Genomic DNA, 17393 nt, shown 5'->3' on the forward strand with positions numbered 1-17393 from the left:
CAAGAGACGGTGAAAACTGTAGTCATTCGAGGAGGTATCCTCGCTGCGCGATGAGATGCGCAGTTTGTAGCCGTCTTGATTAATCCAAATATCGGGAGCATGTTGCGTCGCAATTGCAACGCAAGGAGCGATGACATGAAAACCGCGACCATTCCTTCCCTGCGCGTTGATCCGGAACTGCGCGCGGCTGCCGAGAGCGTTTTGAAAGAAGGCGAAACGCTTTCGGCTTTCGTCGAGAACTCGTTGCGGGCTCAGATCAACTATCGCCGAACGCAGGCGGAGTTTATCGCAAGGGGGCTTGCCTCGCTCGCTGAGGCGGAACGAACAGGCGTCTATTATTCCGCTGAGGAGGTTCTTGGCGAACTGAAGGGCATGCTCGATGCTAAACGAGCAGAAAAACGCCCCGAATGACATACGCGATCAAGCTGACGGAGAGAGCGCGTGGAGATTTGAAACTCCTCTACGCATTTATGCTTGATCGCGATGAAGAGGCCGCCGCACGCGCGCTCGACGCGATCACGCAATCAATGGAGTTGCTTGAGGAGTTCCCGTTCAGCTGTCGCAAAGCACCTGGCGAAAATGCGTTTCTCAGGGAGCTTCTGGTTCCCTTCGGCTCATCCGGCTATATCGTCCTCTTCAGGATCGACAACGACAAGACTGTCACCATAGCCGCCGTCCGCCATCAGCGCGAAGACGACTATCACTGATCACCGATCACTCACCATCGCCCTCGGATTGACCCAGGGTTCCTGATTGCTGCGGGGCAGGGGTGTCTTTCCGAGGATATGATCGGCCGCCTTTTCGCCGGTCATGATCGAGGGGCCGTTGAGGTTGCCGTAGGTCACATGCGGGAAGATCGACGAGTCCGCAACCCTGAGGCCCTCGACCCCGATCACCCGGCATTCCGGGTCGACCACCGCAAGCGGATCGTCGGCGCGGCCCATGCGGCAGGTGCCGCAAGGGTGATAGGCGCTTTCCAGGTGCTCGCGCAGGAACGCGTCGATCTGGTCGTCCGTCTCGACCTGTTCGCCCGGCTGGATTTCCGGCCCGCGATACTGGTCGAATGCCTTCTGCGAAAAAATCTCTCGGGTCAGCCGCACGCAGTAGCGGAACTTCTCCCAGTCTTCCGCATGGCTCATATAGTTGAAGCGGATCACCGGATCGGCCTCCGGATCGGGCGATCGCAGCGTCACGCTTCCGCGCGATTTCGACAGATTATAGCCGACATGCACCTGGAATCCGTGGCTTTTCGCCGCCGCGCGGCCGTCATAGGAGATCGCCACCGGCAGGAAGTGATATTGAATATCGGGCTGCTTGAGTCCAGCGGTGGAGCGCAGGAAGGCGCAGGCCTCGAACTGGTTGGAGGCGCCGAGGCCGCCCTTCGACAGCAGCCACTGTGCGCCGACCACGCCCTGCCAGAACCAGGGCAGCCAAGAATAGAGCGATACCGGCTTGGTCGAAACCTGCTGGAAATAGAATTCCATATGGTCCTGCAGGTTGGCGCCGACACCTGGCCGGTCTGCCGTCACCTCGATGCCCATCTCTTTCAGATGGTCCGCCGGCCCGATGCCGGAGAGCATCAGCAGTTTCGGCGAGTTGAATGCAGAGGCCGAGACGATCACCTCGCGGTTAGCCTTGATCGTCTCGCTGACGCCGCGGCGAAAAATCTCGACGCCGACGGCGCGGCCGTTCTCGATGACCACCTTCTGCGCCAGTCCATAGATCAATTCGACATTCTTGCGCTTCAGCGCCGGCCGCAGATAGGCGTTGGCGGCGGACCAGCGCCGGCCGTTGTGGATCGTCTGCTCCATCAGCCCGAAACCTTCCTGCTTCGAGCCGTTATAGTCTTGCGTCATCTCGAAACCGGCCTGCGAGCCCGCCTGGATGAAGGCGTGGAAAAGCGGATTGGTCACAGGCCCGCGCTTGACATGCAGCGGCCCGTCCGTGCCGCGCCAGCCTTCCTCGCCGCCATGGGAATGTTCCATGCGCTTGAAATAGGGCAGCACGTCCGCATAGGCCCAGCCGGTCGCACCCAGCTCCTCCCAGCGGTTATAGTCCTCGGCGTGCCCCCGAACATAGACAAGCCCGTTGATCGACGACGACCCGCCGATGACCTTCCCGCGCGGTGCGGTAATGCGGCGGTTGTTGAGGTTCGGCTCCGGTTCGGAAAGATAACCCCAGTTATAGCGCTTCATGCTCATCGGCCAGGCAAGCGCGCCAGGCATCTGGATGAACGGCCCGAAATCGGATCCCCCCGCCTCGATGACGATCACGGTATTTTTGCCGTCCTCCGACAGGCGATAGGCCATGGCGGAGCCTGCGGAACCGGAACCGATGATGACGAAATCTGCCTGAAGCATGTCAGTGTTCTCCAGACATTTTCGTGAGGTCGTGCTGTGCCAGCCCCCCTCTGGCCTGCCGGCCATCTCCCCCACGGGTGGGGAGATCACAAGCGGCTGGACCTTCGTGCCGCATAAACGTTGCTTCCGTCGGCACGGCTTTTTGTTTGGGAAAGCCGGTGCCCCCAGCCAATCTCCCCACTCGTGGGGGAGATGGCCGGCAGGCCAGAGGGGGGCGGACTTGCGCGACGACAGCCGGAGCGAACATCAATACGGCGCCTCGACCTTGCCCATGCCCACATAGACCGTCTTCAGCTCCGAATAATGCTCCAGCGCCGCAAGCGAATTCTCCCGCCCGAAGCCGGACTGTTTCGAGCCGCCGAAGGGAATTTCCACCGGGCAGAGATTGTAGGTATTGATCCACAGCGTGCCCGCCTCGAGCTGATCGGCGACGCGATGCCCACGCGTGAGATCGCTGGTGAACACCCCGCCCGAAAGGCCGAATTCCGTGCCGTTGGCACGGGCGATCACTTCGGCCTCGTCGTCGAAATCGAGCACGCACATCACGGGCCCGAAAATCTCCTCGCGGGCGATCGTCATCTCGTCGGTCACGTCGGCGAAAACGGTCGGCTGCACGTAATAACCTTCGCCGGTGACGTGGTTCGGAATGCCGCCGCCGGTGACGAGCGTGGCACCCTCGGCCTTGCCCTTTTCGATATAGCTCATCACCTTTTGGCGCTGGTCGAAGGAGACCATCGGCCCGATCTGGGTCGCCTCGTCCATCGGATCGCCGATCACCATGTTTTCCGTGCGTGCCTTGAGGCGGGAGAGGAACGTCTCCTTGATGCTCCGTTGCACGAAGACGCGGGTGCCGTTGGAGCAGACCTGGCCGGTCGAATAGAAATTGCCGAGCATCGCCCCGCCGACCGCCGAGTCGATGTCTGCGTCGTCGAAGACGATCAGCGGCGACTTGCCGCCGAGTTCCATCGTCACATGCTTGAGGCTTCCGGCAGCCGCCGCCGCCACCTTGCGGCCGGTCGGGACCGAGCCGGTCAGCGATACCTTGGCGACATGGGGATGGTTGACCAGCAGCGGCCCGGTCGTCCGGTCGCCCTGGATGACGTTGTAGAGTCCCTTCGGCAACCCGGCCTCGATCAGGATCTCGGCAATTTTCAGCGCCCCGAGCGGCGTGTTTTCCGAGGGCTTGAACACCATGGCGTTGCCGCAGATCAGCGCCGGTGCACCCTTCCAGCAGGCGATCTGCTGCGGGTAGTTCCAGGCGCCGATGCCGACGCAAACACCCAAGGGCACCCGTTTCGTATAGGCAAAGTCCTGCCCCAGCGGAATGTAGCTGCCGTTGAGTCCTGCCGCTGCGATACCCCCGAAAAATTCAAAGCTGTCGGCGCCCGAAGTCGGGTCGGCGACGATGGTTTCCTGGATCGGCTTTCCGGTATCGAGCGTCTCCAGTTCGGAAAGCTCGCGGTTGCGCTCCCGCATGATGTCGGCGGCGCGCTTGAGGATGCGGCCGCGGGCGGTCGGGCTCATCGCCGCCCATTCCGGCTGGGCGCGCTTGGCGGCTGCAATCGCCTTCTCGACGATCGCGGGCGTCGCCGCATGCAGCCGCGCGATCACCTCGCCGGTTGCCGGATAGAGGCTTTCGATGACGGTGCCGTCGGTATCCTCGACATATTCGCCGTCGATGAAATGGCTGGCGATGGGCTGGGCTTTCATCTCATTCTCCGCGCGGGTAGCGTTTGGACTCTTCGAGATTGTCGAGGTTCATGTGGTTGCGCATGTAGCGCTCCGACGCTTTCTGCAAGGGCTGGTGGTCCCAGGGATAATAGGCGCCGTTGCGCAACGCCTCGTAGACCACCCAGCGCCGCGCCTGGCTTTCACGCACCGCCGCGTCGAAGGCACCCATGTCCCACCGCTCCTCGCGCTGGCGCCGGAACAGGGCGACGACCTCAGCAAGTTCAGGATCGTCGGCGAGGTTGTTGAGCTCTTTGGGATCGCTGTCCAGGTCGAACAGCTGGTCCGGGTCGAGCAGGCAATGGACATATTTCCACTTGCCTTCGCGGATGGCGACGAGCGGCGCATAGGAGCCTTCGGCGGCATATTCCATCAGCACCGGGCTCGTGCGCGGAACACCCTCCATCATCGGCTTCAGGCTCTCACCGTCCGTCCAGGGCTTGATTTCGTCCATGGAAATGCCGGCGAGGTCGCAGAGCGTCGGTGTCACGTCGAGGTTGGAAACCGGCGCCAGATGCAGGGCAGGGGGCACGCCGGGACCGGTGATCATCAGCGGCACGCGGGCCGAACCCTCGAAGAAGTTCATCTTGAACCACAGCCCGCGCTCGCCCAGCATGTCGCCATGGTCGGAGCAGAACAGGATCAGCGTGTCGTCCAGCATCCGTGTCCGCGTCAGCGTGTCGACCAGCTCGCCGACCTTTTCGTCGATATAGGAGATGTTGGCGAAATAGGCTCTTCGCGAGCGGCGGACATTCTCTTCCGTCACGTCGAAATTCTTGTAGTCGCAGGAAAAGATGATCCGCTTCGAATGCGGGTCCTGGTCTTCGAGCGGGATCGGCCCGACCTCCGGCAGCAGGTGCTCGCAATCCTCGTAGAGATCCCAGAATTTCTTCCGCGCCACATAGGGGTCGTGCGGATGGGTGAAGGAGACGGTCAGCGCCCAGGGGCGCCGCTCCGCATCGTCCCGCTCGCGGGCGAGATGATAGAGCTTCTGGTTGGCGAGGAAGGCGACCTCGTCGTCATATTCCATCTGGTTGGTGATTTCGGCGACGCCTGCGCCGGTCACCGAGCCGAGATTGTGATACCACCAGTCGATCCGCTCGCCCGGCTTGCGGTAATCCGGCGTCCAGCCGAAATCGGCCGGATAGATATCGGTCGTCAGCCGGTCCTCGAAACCGTGCAACTGGTCCGGCCCCACGAAATGCATCTTGCCCGAAAGCGCCGTGTAATAACCGGCGCGGCGCAGATGGTGCGCGAACGTCGGGATCGACGAGACATATTCGGCGGCATTGTCGTAGACCCGCGTCCGGCTCGGCAATTGCCCGGCCATGAACGAGGCACGTGCCGGCGCACAGAGCGGCGAGGACGTGTAGTTGTTGACAAACCGGGCACCCCGCGCAGCAAGCGCCTTGAGGTTTGGCGCATGCAGCCACTCCGCCGGCCCGTCGGGAAACAGCGTCCCGTTCAACTGGTCGACCATGACGATGAGGATATTGGGTTTAGTCATGGCAGGCATCTTCCTCGCGGGCGGCATGGTCTCCAGAGTGAGTTATTTTCGATCGCCTTGGCAATCAAGAAGCGATTGCGAACCTTCCTGTCGCAAAAGCGCGCCGTTGACCCGGATCAAGCCCGCTCCACATCGTATCCCTTAAGGTTCGGGTGAGGTTCTTGCAAAAGGGGGTGGCCATGACGTTTGGTCTGGATGCGCCGTCGGTCGCGACGGTCCGTGATAAGTGGGGCTGGTTTCTGGCCCTCGGCATTCTGCTGCTGATCTTCGGTTTCCTCGCGCTCGCCAATCTCTTCGTGGCGACCGTCGCGTCGGTCTTTTACATCGGCATGATGATGCTCATCGGAGGCATCGCCTATCTCGTCCATGCCTTCCAGGTGAAAGGCTGGGACCATATCCTGTTCTGGGCGGCAAGCGGCATCCTCTATACCATTGCCGGTCTGCTCGCCTTCTGGAATCCGGCGCTGACGGCCGCCATCGTTACCTTTTTCATGGCGGTGACGCTGATCGTCGCGGGCACTTTTCGCCTCTGGGTCGGGCTCAGGATGCGGCCGATGCGAGGTTCCGGATGGGTTGTTTTCGGCGGCGTCATAACAGGGCTCGCAGGCCTCGTCATCGCCTTCGGCTGGCCGGTCAACAGCCTGTGGATCCTCGGCCTGTTCCTGGCGATCGATTTGACGATACAGGGTTGGGCACTGATCGCGGTGGCGCTTGCAGCCAAGGCCTGAAGCTCGCGAAAGTTGCCGCTAAGTCTCTAAAATCTTGTATAAAAATGCCTTTTATCGTCACAAAACTTTCATCTAACCTTCATGTTAGGGAAAGGTATTTTTGACCAATTTCCGGGAGCCTGACATTCGTGTTTTAGGCATGTTTTAGGCCATTGCGCAGTGGAGTAGTGAGTAATGTCGTCTGCGGCCATCTTGGAACCGGGCGTTTTCCGCCGGTATGCGAGCGATCAGCTTGTTACCCTGGCAAAATTGGTTTTGGAAAATGCCTTCCAGCCCATCGTCGAAGTCGGCACAGGTTCTGTCTTCGGTTATGAATCGCTGCTGCGCGGCCAGGAACGGATCGGGTTCTCCTCACCGCTCGAGCTGCTGGATGAGGCCCAGGACACCGGCCAGCTTCTGGCACTCGAACAGATGATGGCAACCCGGGCGCTGGCGAAATTCGCCAGTCTGCCGGATTTCTCGTCCCAGACGCTGTTTCTCAATCTCGACGTCCGGCTGATCCGCCACGGCAAACATTTCCTCGAAAAGGTCGTGCAGCACCTGCGCAAGGCGAATATCGCACCGTCTTCCGTCTGCTTCGAGTTCTCCGAGCGTTTCGACAATACCAGCGTGCCGGAATTCGCCGATCTGGTCACCCAGATGCGGAAAGAAGGCTTCAAGCTGGCGATCGACGATTTCGGCGTCGGCCATGGCGAAATGAAACTGCTCTGCGACTATCCGGTCGATTATCTGAAGATCGACCGCCATTTCGTCGCCGGGATCGACAAGAACCCGCGCAAGCGCCACCTCGTCAAGAATATCGTCAGCATCGCCCACGTGCTCGGCATCCGCGTCATTGCCGAGGGCATCGAGACGGAAGCGGAATTCCTCGTCTGCCGCGAATACGGCGTCGATCTCGTCCAGGGCTGGTTCATTGCCCGGCCGACGACCTTCGTGTCCGAACTGCAGCCGTCCTTCCCCTATCTCGCCGATATCGGCCGTACCCGTCGCTCCAGCCAGTCGCTCGACGAAATCCTCATCCGCAAGCAGATCGAACACCTGCCGACCGTCTATGAGAACCAGAGCATCGACAGCGTCTTCGACCTGTTCCGCCGCAATCCGCGCCAGGCTTTTTTCCCGGTGCTGAATGCCAATGGCGAGCCGCGCGGCGTCATCAACGAATACCACCTCAAGGAATATATCTATCAGCCCTTCGGCCGCGATCTCCTGAAGAACAAGGTCTACGAGCGCTCGATCTCGCATTTCGTCGACCGCGCCCCGATCGTCGGGCTGGATGCGGAAGCCGAAGAACTGATGCGGCTGTTTGCCAATATGGAAAACAGCGCCTGCGTCATCCTTACCGAAAACATGCGCTATGCGGGCGTCGTCTCGGCCGCCTCGCTGATCAAGGTCATCAACGAAAAGCAGTTGAAGATCGCCCAGGACCAGAACCCGCTGACCGGCCTGCCGGGCAATCGCGCCATCCGCGACTTCATGCAGGAAACCGGCCGCGACGACGACGAGGCGCGCTTCTTCTGTTACTGCGACTTCGACAACTTCAAACCGTTCAACGATCATTACGGTTTCCAGATGGGCGACCACGCGATCTCGCTGTTTGCCGCCCTGGTGAAGCGTTATTTCTTCTCCGACGGCGATTTCCTTGGCCATGTCGGCGGCGACGATTTCTTCATCGGCGTGCGCGACTGGACCCGCGAGGAACTCAATGAAATCCTCGGGCGCCTGCTGTCCGATTTTCACGATGACGTCGTCCAGCTCTATTCTCCCGAAGAGCGTGCTGCCGGCAAGATCCGCGGCCACGACCGCTCCGGCGCGGAGCGGGATTTTCCGTTGCTGCGCTGCTCGATCGGCGTGCTTGAACTGCCCCAGGGCCTGTTGCTCGACGATGTCGGCCGCATCGGTGCGGAAATCGCCACCGTCAAGGCGCAGGCCAAGGAAAACGAAGGCGGTCTGTTTTTCGCGAGTTTCGGCGAGACAAAATGACCTAGGCGGCGGAACGCCGCCTTCCTATCAGCCGGGGACTGTCCTAAGTCAGTGCCCGACGCCGGCCGCAAGTCGATGGCTGGTTCTGAGAGGAGTCCTTCCATGCCGCTTCCCACCGAAATGCGTTTCATCGATCTGCCGTCCTTCGGAGAACCGGAGGTGATGACCATCGCGAACGGTCCGCTGCCGGCGGTGCGGCCGGGCGAAATCTTGGTCAGGGTCGAGGCGGCGGGCATCAACCGTCCCGACGTGCAGCAGCGCAAGGGCGCTTATCCGCCGCCGAAGGACGCAAGCCCCATTCTCGGCCTGGAAATATCAGGCGAAGTGGTGGCTCTCGGAGAGGGCGTCAGCGAATTCAAGCTCGGCGACAAGGTCTGCGGGCTCGCAAACGGTGGCGGTTATGCGGAATATTGCGCCGTGCCGGCGGGGCAGGCGCTGCCCTGGCCGAAGGGTTATGACGCGGTCAAGGCGGCGGCGCTGCCAGAAACCTTTTTCACCGTCTGGGCCAATCTGTTCCAGATGGCGGGCCTGACCGAAGGCGAGAGCGTGCTGATCCACGGCGGCACTAGCGGCATCGGCACGACGGCCATCCAGCTCGCCAAGGCGTTCGGCGCAACGGTCTACGCGACGGCGGGCTCCAGGGAAAAATGCGAGGCCTGCGAAAAGCTCGGCGCCGTAAAAGGCATCGACTACAAGACCGAGGACTTTGCCGAGGTCATCAAGGCGGAAACCGCTGGCCGGGGCGTCGATGTCGTGCTCGACATGATCGGCGCTGCCTATCTCGAAAAGAACCTCTCGGTTCTCGCCAAGGATGGCTGCCTCTCGATCATCGCTTTTCTCGGCGGCAACATCGCCGAAAAGGTCAACCTGTCGCCGATCATGGTGAAGCGCCTGACGGTCACCGGCTCGACCATGCGCCCGCGCACCGCGGATGAAAAACGCGCCATCCGCGACGATCTTCTGGCCCAGGTCTGGCCGCTCCTGGAAGACGGAACGGTCGCCCCGGTCATCCACTCGGTCCTGCCGTTCGCAGAGGTCGTCGAGGCCCACAAGCTGATGGAAACCAGCAGCCATATCGGCAAGATCGTGGTGACGCTTGCATAGTCGCCTTGCAGGTCTATACTTGTTTTGATATAAATCGTGGACCGATATGAAGCGGCTGGAATTTCTCGGAGATGCGTTGGATCGCCTGCGGGATTTTCCGGAGGTAGCCCGTAAGGAAGCGGGCGTCCAGTTGCACAAAATTCAACTCGGCCTTGAGCCGAGCGACTGGAAGCCCATGACGACGATCGGAGCGGGCGTGCGGGAAATCCGCATCCGCGACGAAACCGGCGCTTTTCGCATCATCTATGTGACCAAAATAGAGGACGCCGTCTACGTCCTGCATGCATTTCAGAAGAAGACACAGCAGACGGCAAAGCGGGATCTGGATATCGTCACCGCGCGTCTGCGGCAGATCTGATTGGATTGGACCCATGGAACGCCAGAGCTTTTCAAATGTCTGGGACGCGCTGGAAAATACCCCGGCGGAAGCGGCCAATATGTCTATGCGCTCGGCCCTGCTGATTGCGATCGAGCAGAAGGTTCGGAACTGGAATGTGACTCAGAAGGATGCCGCGGCTCGCCTCGGCATCACTCAGCCGCGCCTGAACGACTTGCTACGGGGCAGGATTGCAAATTTCAGCCTGGATGCACTCGTTGAATTGGCTGGGAAAGTAGGGCTTTCCGTCCGGCTGGATATCGCGGACGCAGCCTGATCTCCGATCCCACAAGCTAACGGAAATCGGCAAGAGCGTGGTGACGTTGAGCTGAGGGAGGGAATCTGCCTCGATCGAAGCTGGCGAATTCTAGGGGCGGATGGTCGCTTCCGCAACTCAATTAAATTCGCGATCGTTTATATAACGTGGCTTGCAGACTCAGGCTTTGGCCCCTAACTTCTAATCATCATCAACGTAGTGAAAGGAAGGTGGTCCAATGTCTAGTGAGATTTCGGTCTGTGTAACGGGCAATGGAAAGGTGGCGGTTTTGACGGGGCAACCCTCGGCCTGAACCTCATCTTCCTTCGGGCCGCTGCGAAGCGCCCCGGGTTCGTTCAACCGGACCAAACTCATGGAAGGGTCGCCTCGAGCGGCCCTTTTCCATTTTATGGCCCTTCATTCAAAAGCCGCTTTAATGACGGCCGGCGGCTCTTCATTTTTCATTATTTCTAATATACGAATACCTATGCACCCCTCGCATAGGTGGCCTGCCAAGTGGGCGCTTTCAGTGCACGTTTGATGAGCTTATATAAGCGTCATCGAAGCAAACGAGAGCGCCAAGGACTGGCAGCTGGGCTTCGAAAATCCCAGGAAAGGGGAACCATCATGAACGTCGCACGCACTCTCAACAATTGGCGCAAGTATCGTCAGACGGTTGCCGAACTGGGCCGTATGACACCGCGCGAACTCAACGATCTCGGCATCGCCCAGGGCGATATCCGCCGGGTTGCGCGTCAGGCCGTCGGCTTCTGATCGCCATCTGACATCTATTTATGTCGAACGCCCGCATCCGCGGGCGTTTTGCATTTGATGCATAGCTGCCATCTTAAATCCCGATCCGTCCGAGTGCCGGCACCTTGATGCCGGGATTGGCGAAATCGAGGCCTGCGACCAGGCCCAGGAAATGCACCTCGAAACCGCTGCGCAGACCGGCCGATAGGCCGATGAGGCCGCGCACGGTCACGTGCACGTCGCGCCAGTCGTCGTCCACGTGGATGAATTCGCCGGCCGGCAGATAGTCGCGCCCGATTGCGTGCGGCGGCAGCACGGCGTCGAGTTCCGGCACGGTCCGCAGCACATAGGCGACGAAAGTGTTGGAGTTCGGTCCCGGCCAGATCGTGTAGCCGCCCGGCTCCGCATAAGGGTAGGCGGCGATCGCGCCCTCGATCTTGGGGATCAGCAGCTCCGCCTTCGAGCCGGTCACCGAGGTGACGAGCTGCGGTGTGTTGGAATACCAGTAGGCGTCAGGCGAATAGCCATTACGGCGGATCGGCGAACCCCAGCCCACCTTGTCGTAACGCGTATAGGTTTTCGCGCCCTTTTCCTTGAAGACGATCCAGGCATGGCTCGCCACGGCACCCTTCAGGCCCCCCGTCATGGCGGAGAAGACGTAGATCGCCGCATCATTGCTCTCTTCGGGCTTTGGCAGGATGCCCGCCGACGACCAGCGCGCATCGCTCCAGCGCGACGGTCGCTCCTTCATCGCCCAAAACCCTGCCGACGCGAAGGTCGGAACCAGGTAGACGATGAAGATGACCAGAAACAACCGCTTAACCGATTTCATACGGCCCCCCATGAAAATCCCGCCGGACTCGTTTAAGAGCCTGTGATATCGCCAGACGATAGGCACATTGAAACCGGCAATTTCAGGACAGACCATGCAAAACCCCGTTACCGTCGAAGTCACTAGAGGCAACCTGGTCGAAAGCCGCCATCGCGGACTCGGCGCGGTCGTCGATGGTGACGGCAAGGTGCTGTTCTCGTTCGGCGAGGCGGAAGCGCATGTTTTCCCTCGTTCCGCCAGCAAGGCCATGCAGGCGCTGCCGCTCATCGAAAGCGGTGCGGCGGATGCCTATGGCTTCGGCAACAAGGAACTCGCCTTTGCCTGTGCCTCCCACTCCGGCGAGGACGCGCATGTGGCAATGGCTGCCTCGATGCTCGGCAAGGCCGGCCGCGACGACAGTGCGCTCGAATGCGGCGCCCATTGGTCTTCGGAACAGGCGGTGCTGATCCATCAGGCCCGCACCATCGAGGCGCCGACGGCACTTCACAACAATTGCTCCGGCAAACATTCGGGTTTCGTCTGCACCTGCGTGCACGCGGGCATGGATGTGAAGGGTTACGTCGATTACGACCATCCGCTGCAGGCCGAAATCCGCGGCACGATGGAAACCCTGACCGGCGCAATCATCGGCCACCAGAATTGCGGCACCGACGGCTGCTCGATACCGACGTATGCCGTGCCGTTGAAAGGCCTCGCCCACGGTTTTGCAAAAATGGCGACCGGCAACACCCTGTCCGCCGAACGTGCCAAAGCTTCCCGCCGGCTGATGGATGCCTGCATGGCCGAGCCCTTTTACGTCGCCGGCACCAACCGCGCCTGCACCAAACTGATGGAAGTCGCGCCCGGCAAGATCTTTGCCAAGACCGGCGCCGAAGGCGTCTTCGTCGCCGCGCTGCCCGATCAGGGCATTGCCATGGCGGTGAAATGCGAGGACGGCACCACCCGCGCCGCGGAAGCGATGATCTTCGCCTTGATCGCCCGCTATTTCGAAAAGGGCGGCGAGGTGCATACAAAGCTGATGGCGATGGCCAACAAGCCGATGAAGAACTGGAACGGCATCCATGTGGGTGACGTGAGGGTGACCGACGCGCTGTTTGCGTGAGGTCGACGCCGGCAGGGTGGGCGTGGCAGCGCCCTCCCTCATCAAGCGGAGGGACGGTCTTCTCGCCACCTTTTAGATATTCTCTCTTGCACATAATCTGCCCACGTTTATAAATCCAGGGCATGAATCTTCAAGATATCGAGGCCTTCGTCGCAGTGGCGGAAACGGGCTCCGTGAGCCGCGCGGCGGCACGCCTCAATCTCACCCAGCCCGCCATGACACGGCGCATCCAAAGCTTCGAAATCGCTGTGGGAGAAGGCCTCCTCTTCAATCGCACGGTGAAACCTGCCATACTGACGGCGCTTGGCAGCCATGTTCTCGAGCATTGCCGGCGCGTGCTTGCTGCCGTGACGGAACTGGAAGCCTGTACGACGAGCGCCGCCGATCCGGCCGGCGAACTGAAGATCGGGGTGGCCCACGGCCTGGGAGAGATAGTTCTCAGCACGCCGCTGGAAACGCTTCGGCAGGATTTCCCGCGCCTGCGACTCCAGATCAGTTCGAATTGGAGCGTCGGCCTGATCGAAGAAGTGCGGAGTGGCGCCATCGATTGCGCCGTTGGATTGTTGACCGACGATCACACGGTCCCACCCGGACTGCAGCGCATCGCGCTCGGCGCGGAACAGGTCGTCGTGGTTTCTGCGTCGCGCCTCCCCACAAAGCGGGACGGCAGTCCGTGGCGCCTGAGGGATCTGGCGGAGGAAGATTGGTTTCTCAACCCGCCGGGATGTGGATGTCGTGCAGCGCTGGTTCGGTCCTTCGATCGCCAGCAGCTTCCCATGCGAATCGCCGCCGAGATTTTCGGGGAAGATCTTCAGCTGTCGCTTCTGTCCAAGGTGGGAGGTCTTGCGCTCGTCCCGCGCCGTTTGTTCGAGCACAGCCCGCATCGCGAAGGCCGGCAGATCCTGTCCGTGATGGATTTCGTCATCCCCGCAACCGTCACCCTGGTCCGCAGCGCTATGCCGAGACGCTTCGACCCGGCGGTCGATCGACTGGCGAACGCCTTGACGAAGAGGCTCGAGGGCTCCTCGTCCGATGCATAATCATTATAGAAACAATGCATTTGATTTATAGTTGAGCGGCGCTCATCCTCTTCTGGAATGGACCGGATCGCCCACGACGCTGCCCCGCGTGTCGTCTCCCGGTGTTTAGAGGAGCCCGCCCTATGATCGTCACTGTCTTCCGCTCGCGATTGTTCTCCGGCGTCAAAAATGTCCTTCATGCCCGGCAAGGGAAGGCAGAAGCGAAATGATATACGCACGCCTGTTTCCGAAGCGGCAGGAAGCTTGCCAACCTATCGTGACATCCAGCGTGATAAGGCATCACGGACGGCTCGCCCAACAATTGCGGAACGCCGCAATCCGCCGTGTTTTTGTCGAATGTTTTCGCATGGCCTGCCGCTCACTGATGAGAAAGCCGCTTGGGCCGGCTCTCGACGACGGGCCTCAGGCTTCCAGCAAGGCGATCCCCAAAGCCCTGTAGGACGCCAGCCGCTCCTCGTCGATGCCCTCCTGCACGATCATGCCCGACAATGCCGAAACCGGCATGATCACATGCGGCGAGACTGCATCCAGCTTCTCCTCCGTGACGAGCGTGATCGTCTCTGCGGAACAGGCGGCGATATGGCGTTTGATCGCCGCCTCCTCGAAGTCGCCGGTGGAGAGCCCGCGCACCGGATGGGCGGCGGTGACGCCGAGGAAGAAGATGTCCGGCCGCATCAGCGCGATTTGGTTCATCGCCGCCGCACCCGTCGCCACCATCGAATGTTTGTAGAGCTTGCCGCCGATCAGGATCACGTCGGCCGTCGGATGACGTTCGAGTTCTGCGGCGATCGTCGGGCTATGGGTGATCACGGTAAAGGCGAAGTCGCGGGGCAGGGCACGGGCAATCTCGGCCGTCGACGTGCCGCCGTCCAGAAAAATCGTCTGGCCCGGCTTCACCATATCAGCTGCAGCCCTGCCGAGCCGCTGCTTGACATCCGACGACACCGCCCGCCGGGCGGAGAAATCCGGCAGATCGGGTGCGATCGGCATCGCCCCGCCATGCACGCGCCGCAGCAGGCCTTCCGCCGCCATCTCCCGAAGGTCCCGCCGGATCGTATCCTCGGAAAGCGAAAATTCTTCCGCCGCCCGTTTGGCCACGACCTGCCCCTCCCGGCGCAGCATGTCGAGAATGAGGCTCTTGCGTTGGCTTGTCAGCATGGCTCTTGACTCTGCACGAAATTGCATGAATAAGCGCGAATATGCCTGAAAACGCCAACGATGTAAAGCATTTCCGGCATATTCGTGCAGTTCCGCGATGAATGCGGACAAGTTTGGAGAACGAAGATGTTGATTTTGATTGCCGGCCCCTACCGCTCCGGCACCGGAGACGATCCTGAGAAGATGGCCGAAAATCTCAAGCGGCTTGAAGCGCCGTCCCATGCGTTGTTCAAGGCCGGCCATGTGCCGATGATCGGCGAATGGGTGGCGCTGCCGGTCTGGCATGCGGCCGGCGGAAAACACGTCGGCGACAACCTGTACGAGGAGATATTTCATCCCGTCGCCGGCCGTCTGCTGCAGCTCTGCGAGGGCGTCCTGCGCCTGCCGGGTGCTTCCAAGGGCGCCGACAACGATGTCCGGATCGCCAACGAGCGCGGCATTCCGGTTTGGCATCGGCTGGAGGATGTACCGGGCGTCAGTTGATCGCTGGTTTGGGACTTCTAGCCTGAAAAAACCGTGCTAGAACGGCGCGGTCCAAAGGAGGATTTTCATGTATACACTGTTCTTTTCGCCCAACGCTTGTTCACTGGCCAGCCACATCGCGCTTGCCGAATCCGGTCTGCCCTACGAGATCAAATGGGTGAAATTCGCCGACAAGGAGCAGCAGTCGGAAGCCTATCTGAAGATCAATCCCAAGGGCCGCGTTCCGGCGCTCGCAACTGACCGGGGCGTCATCACCGAGTCCGTCGCCATCCTCGCCTTCATCGCCCAGGCCGCACCCGAGGCAAAGCTGGCGCCGCTCGACGACCCGTTCCTGTTCGGCAAGATGCAGGCGTTCAACGCCTATATCGCCTCGACGGTGCATGTCGCCTATGCCCATTGGCGTCGTGGTTATCGCTGGGCGGACAACCAGTCCTCCTTCGACGACATGGCCGCCAAGGCGCCAAAGGTCTTTCATGATTGTTTTCAGGTGATCGAGGACTCGTTGCTCGAAGGCCCCTATGTGCTCGGCGAAACCTATTCGGTCGCCGACGCCTATCTCTACCTGATGACCGACTGGCTCGCTAACATGAAGCTCGACCGTGCCGACTTCCCGAAGGTCAACGCCCATTACGAGCGCGTCAGGCAGCGTCCGGCGGTGCAGCGCGCAATTGCCGAGCAGGCTGCGGCGACCGCGGTCTAACGCCGGCAAGTTTTTCCGCTCGAACACCGATTCACGTCAGCCCTATGATCCGCCCTTGGGCGGGAAGCGGATCATGGGAGCGTCAGGCGCATTTCGCCAGAGGCGCTTCGTTGCAGTTCGTATCGGCTTGAAGCGGGCGCGGGAAGGGCAGGTCGGCGAGTTGCCGCAGGTCCATCGCGCGGATGTCGGGATGACGGAACAGGTCGTTCGACTGCAGGTCCGTCAATGTTTCGGTCGTTTCCAACCAAGCTTTCAAGTTCAAGAAAATCTTCAGCGGTGCCATGACCGTTACCTCGCAAATATGTGACCATTTGCAGACGTAACATCGGCTTTTCCGCTCGGTTTTTCAATTGAGTTCTTGAGAGCGTGGCTATAGAAAAGCTATATGAGCAATCTCAACCTCGTGCATCTCAACGGCTTGCGGGCTCTTGAGGCAGTCGGGCGCCTGGGCTCGCTGCAGGCGGCTGCCGATGAACTCGGCGTCTCGGTCGGTGCCGTCAGCCAGCAGGTCATCAAGGCCGAAGCCCAGCTCGGCCAGCCGGTCTTTCAACGCCTGCCGAAGGGCATGATGCCGGTCGATGCGGCCCGCCCCATGCTGGCGCGATTGACCGACGGGTTTCATGCGCTTTCCGAAGCGATGGCGATCGGCAGGCGGCAGGACGATGCGCTGCTGACCATTTCCGTCGCGCCTGTGTTTGCAGCCCGGTTCCTCGTCCACCGGCTCGACCGGTTCTCGAGCCTGCACCCGGAAATCCGGCTGCGGATAGATGCCACGACCAGGCTCGCGGACCTTGGCGTAGACGATATCGATCTCGGTATCCGCGTCGGGCCAGGCACATGGCCGGGCGTCGATGCGGAGCTGCTGATCGAGCAGACGGTGTTTCCGGTCTGCTCCCCGGCACTCGCCGAGAAGCTGAAGCAGCCGAAGGATATCCTGAAACTGCCGGCGATCATCGACGGCCCATCGATGTTTTCCTGGGCGATCTGGCTGAACGAGGCGGGATTGTCCGGCGCCGGCATGGCGACGCGGCATGTCTTCAACGATGCCTCGCTCTGCCTCGATGCGACGATTGCGGGGCAGGGCGTGATGCTCGCATGGCATACGCTCGCCACCTATGCGCTGGAACAGGGGCGGCTGGTCGAACCCTTTTCGATACGGGCGCATACCGGCATGGGGCATTATCTCGTCACCCGCGCCGGCGCTAGGATGCCGGCGAAGGTGAGGGCTTTCCGGGATTGGCTGAAGACGGAACTGCCGCCGCTCACGGAAAGCGTAAGTTAAGGCG

General features: G+C 60.9%; 19 protein-coding genes. 13 read left to right on the plus strand and 6 right to left on the minus strand.

The features are described from left to right. Positions 1-135 precede the first annotated feature (135 nt). Positions 136-411 (plus strand): YlcI/YnfO family protein, encoded by a 276-nt coding sequence (locus RG540_RS03455; protein WP_038584582.1) that lies wholly within the window; start codon positions 136-138, stop codon positions 409-411. Further along, on the plus strand, positions 408-707 hold the full coding sequence (locus RG540_RS03460; RefSeq protein WP_038584585.1) for a type II toxin-antitoxin system RelE/ParE family toxin: 300 nt from the start codon (positions 408-410) through the stop codon (positions 705-707). The genes RG540_RS03455 and RG540_RS03460 overlap by 4 nt, the downstream gene beginning before the upstream one ends. Here RG540_RS03460 and betA read toward each other — a convergent pair whose 3' ends face one another. The 3 genes from betA to betC all read right to left on the minus strand — a co-directional run bounded on the left by betA (position 708) and on the right by betC (position 5595). Beyond that, complete coding sequence (betA, locus tag RG540_RS03465) at positions 708-2360, minus strand: choline dehydrogenase (RefSeq protein ID WP_038584587.1); 1653 nt, start codon at positions 2358-2360, stop codon at positions 708-710. It abuts the gene before it with no gap. Positions 2361-2606: 246 nt separating this feature from the next. Continuing rightward, the gene (gene betB, locus RG540_RS03470; RefSeq protein ID WP_038584590.1) at positions 2607-4070 is read right to left on the minus strand and encodes a betaine-aldehyde dehydrogenase; all 1464 of its coding nucleotides are present in this window, start codon (positions 4068-4070) and stop codon (positions 2607-2609) included. A gap of 1 nt (position 4071) precedes the next feature. Continuing rightward, complete coding sequence (betC, locus tag RG540_RS03475) at positions 4072-5595, minus strand: choline-sulfatase (RefSeq protein ID WP_038584593.1); 1524 nt, start codon at positions 5593-5595, stop codon at positions 4072-4074. 179 nt (positions 5596-5774) lie between these two features. Between betC and RG540_RS03480 the strand changes: the two genes are divergently transcribed. The 6 genes from RG540_RS03480 to RG540_RS31340 all read left to right on the plus strand — a co-directional run bounded on the left by RG540_RS03480 (position 5775) and on the right by RG540_RS31340 (position 10813). Further along, a complete protein-coding gene (locus tag RG540_RS03480; RefSeq protein ID WP_038584596.1) occupies positions 5775-6323 on the plus strand; it encodes an HdeD family acid-resistance protein in 549 nt (182 codons plus the stop codon). A 174-nt stretch (positions 6324-6497) separates the two neighbouring features. Beyond that, positions 6498-8303 (plus strand): bifunctional diguanylate cyclase/phosphodiesterase, encoded by a 1806-nt coding sequence (locus RG540_RS03485; RefSeq protein ID WP_038584599.1) that lies wholly within the window; start codon positions 6498-6500, stop codon positions 8301-8303. A 102-nt stretch (positions 8304-8405) separates the two neighbouring features. Next, positions 8406-9407, plus strand: coding sequence for an NAD(P)H-quinone oxidoreductase (locus tag RG540_RS03490; protein WP_038584602.1), 1002 nt, complete (start codon positions 8406-8408; stop codon positions 9405-9407). A 46-nt stretch (positions 9408-9453) separates the two neighbouring features. Then, on the plus strand, positions 9454-9765 hold the full coding sequence (locus RG540_RS03495; protein WP_038584605.1) for a type II toxin-antitoxin system RelE/ParE family toxin: 312 nt from the start codon (positions 9454-9456) through the stop codon (positions 9763-9765). A gap of 13 nt (positions 9766-9778) precedes the next feature. Continuing rightward, on the plus strand, positions 9779-10060 hold the full coding sequence (locus RG540_RS03500) for a helix-turn-helix domain-containing protein (protein ID WP_038584608.1): 282 nt from the start codon (positions 9779-9781) through the stop codon (positions 10058-10060). A 606-nt stretch (positions 10061-10666) separates the two neighbouring features. Next, positions 10667-10813 (plus strand): DUF1127 domain-containing protein, encoded by a 147-nt coding sequence (locus RG540_RS31340; RefSeq protein ID WP_007751079.1) that lies wholly within the window; start codon positions 10667-10669, stop codon positions 10811-10813. A 73-nt stretch (positions 10814-10886) separates the two neighbouring features. Here the strand turns inward: RG540_RS31340 and RG540_RS03505 are convergent, their stop codons facing one another. Continuing rightward, a complete protein-coding gene (locus tag RG540_RS03505) occupies positions 10887-11624 on the minus strand; it encodes a DUF3750 domain-containing protein (protein WP_038584611.1) in 738 nt (245 codons plus the stop codon). Positions 11625-11718: 94 nt separating this feature from the next. Between RG540_RS03505 and RG540_RS03510 the strand changes: the two genes are divergently transcribed. Together RG540_RS03510 and RG540_RS03515 are read left to right on the plus strand one after the other, a co-directional pair. Next, positions 11719-12726: an asparaginase gene (locus RG540_RS03510; protein ID WP_038584614.1), complete on the plus strand. Its 1008-nt coding sequence runs from the start codon at positions 11719-11721 to the stop codon at positions 12724-12726. Positions 12727-12899: 173 nt separating this feature from the next. Continuing rightward, positions 12900-13766 (plus strand): LysR family transcriptional regulator, encoded by an 867-nt coding sequence (locus RG540_RS03515; protein ID WP_244446615.1) that lies wholly within the window; start codon positions 12900-12902, stop codon positions 13764-13766. A gap of 402 nt (positions 13767-14168) precedes the next feature. On the opposite strand, the gene RG540_RS03520 is transcribed toward RG540_RS03515, so the two are convergent. Continuing rightward, positions 14169-14924 carry a DeoR/GlpR family DNA-binding transcription regulator gene (locus RG540_RS03520; protein WP_038584619.1) on the minus strand — a complete coding sequence of 252 codons (756 nt, stop codon included), beginning with the start codon at positions 14922-14924 and terminating at the stop codon, positions 14169-14171. 126 nt (positions 14925-15050) lie between these two features. Here RG540_RS03520 and RG540_RS03525 point away from each other — a divergent pair, with 126 nt between their 5' ends. Beyond that, the gene (locus tag RG540_RS03525) at positions 15051-15407 is read left to right on the plus strand and encodes a hypothetical protein (protein ID WP_038584622.1); all 357 of its coding nucleotides are present in this window, start codon (positions 15051-15053) and stop codon (positions 15405-15407) included. A gap of 67 nt (positions 15408-15474) precedes the next feature. After that, positions 15475-16107, plus strand: coding sequence for a glutathione S-transferase family protein (locus tag RG540_RS03530; RefSeq protein WP_038584625.1), 633 nt, complete (start codon positions 15475-15477; stop codon positions 16105-16107). Between the two features lie 82 nt (positions 16108-16189). Here RG540_RS03530 and RG540_RS03535 read toward each other — a convergent pair whose 3' ends face one another. Further along, positions 16190-16390, minus strand: a complete 201-nt coding sequence (locus RG540_RS03535) for a hypothetical protein (RefSeq protein ID WP_038584628.1) — start codon at positions 16388-16390, stop codon at positions 16190-16192. Positions 16391-16492: 102 nt separating this feature from the next. Between RG540_RS03535 and RG540_RS03540 the strand changes: the two genes are divergently transcribed. After that, on the plus strand, positions 16493-17389 hold the full coding sequence (locus tag RG540_RS03540) for a LysR substrate-binding domain-containing protein (protein ID WP_038584630.1): 897 nt from the start codon (positions 16493-16495) through the stop codon (positions 17387-17389). The last annotated feature ends 4 nt before the right edge of the window (positions 17390-17393 follow it).

The sequence above is a fragment of the Neorhizobium galegae bv. orientalis str. HAMBI 540 genome (assembly GCF_000731315.1).
GTDB classification, from domain to species: domain Bacteria; phylum Pseudomonadota; class Alphaproteobacteria; order Rhizobiales; family Rhizobiaceae; genus Neorhizobium; species Neorhizobium galegae.

What these genes read in the sequence shown, in the direction of transcription:
- RG540_RS03520 (WP_038584619.1), bottom strand. Translation starts at nt 14,924, where the DNA reads ATGCTGACAAGCCAACGCAAGAGCCTCATTCTCGACATGCTGCGCCGG.
- betB (WP_038584590.1), bottom strand. Translation starts at nt 4,070, where the DNA reads ATGAAAGCCCAGCCCATCGCCAGCCATTTCATCGACGGCGAATATGTC.
- RG540_RS03485 (WP_038584599.1), top strand. Translation starts at nt 6,498, where the DNA reads ATGTCGTCTGCGGCCATCTTGGAACCGGGCGTTTTCCGCCGGTATGCG.
- RG540_RS03510 (WP_038584614.1), top strand. Translation starts at nt 11,719, where the DNA reads ATGCAAAACCCCGTTACCGTCGAAGTCACTAGAGGCAACCTGGTCGAA.
- RG540_RS03540 (WP_038584630.1), top strand. Translation starts at nt 16,493, where the DNA reads ATGAGCAATCTCAACCTCGTGCATCTCAACGGCTTGCGGGCTCTTGAG.
- RG540_RS03495 (WP_038584605.1), top strand. Translation starts at nt 9,454, where the DNA reads ATGAAGCGGCTGGAATTTCTCGGAGATGCGTTGGATCGCCTGCGGGAT.
- betA (WP_038584587.1), bottom strand. Translation starts at nt 2,360, where the DNA reads ATGCTTCAGGCAGATTTCGTCATCATCGGTTCCGGTTCCGCAGGCTCC.
- RG540_RS03480 (WP_038584596.1), top strand. Translation starts at nt 5,775, where the DNA reads ATGACGTTTGGTCTGGATGCGCCGTCGGTCGCGACGGTCCGTGATAAG.
- RG540_RS03535 (WP_038584628.1), bottom strand. Translation starts at nt 16,390, where the DNA reads ATGGCACCGCTGAAGATTTTCTTGAACTTGAAAGCTTGGTTGGAAACG.
- betC (WP_038584593.1), bottom strand. Translation starts at nt 5,595, where the DNA reads ATGACTAAACCCAATATCCTCATCGTCATGGTCGACCAGTTGAACGGG.
- RG540_RS03460 (WP_038584585.1), top strand. Translation starts at nt 408, where the DNA reads ATGACATACGCGATCAAGCTGACGGAGAGAGCGCGTGGAGATTTGAAA.
- RG540_RS03505 (WP_038584611.1), bottom strand. Translation starts at nt 11,624, where the DNA reads ATGAAATCGGTTAAGCGGTTGTTTCTGGTCATCTTCATCGTCTACCTG.
- RG540_RS03530 (WP_038584625.1), top strand. Translation starts at nt 15,475, where the DNA reads ATGTATACACTGTTCTTTTCGCCCAACGCTTGTTCACTGGCCAGCCAC.
- RG540_RS03500 (WP_038584608.1), top strand. Translation starts at nt 9,779, where the DNA reads ATGGAACGCCAGAGCTTTTCAAATGTCTGGGACGCGCTGGAAAATACC.
- RG540_RS31340 (WP_007751079.1), top strand. Translation starts at nt 10,667, where the DNA reads ATGAACGTCGCACGCACTCTCAACAATTGGCGCAAGTATCGTCAGACG.
- RG540_RS03525 (WP_038584622.1), top strand. Translation starts at nt 15,051, where the DNA reads ATGTTGATTTTGATTGCCGGCCCCTACCGCTCCGGCACCGGAGACGAT.
- RG540_RS03455 (WP_038584582.1), top strand. Translation starts at nt 136, where the DNA reads ATGAAAACCGCGACCATTCCTTCCCTGCGCGTTGATCCGGAACTGCGC.
- RG540_RS03490 (WP_038584602.1), top strand. Translation starts at nt 8,406, where the DNA reads ATGCCGCTTCCCACCGAAATGCGTTTCATCGATCTGCCGTCCTTCGGA.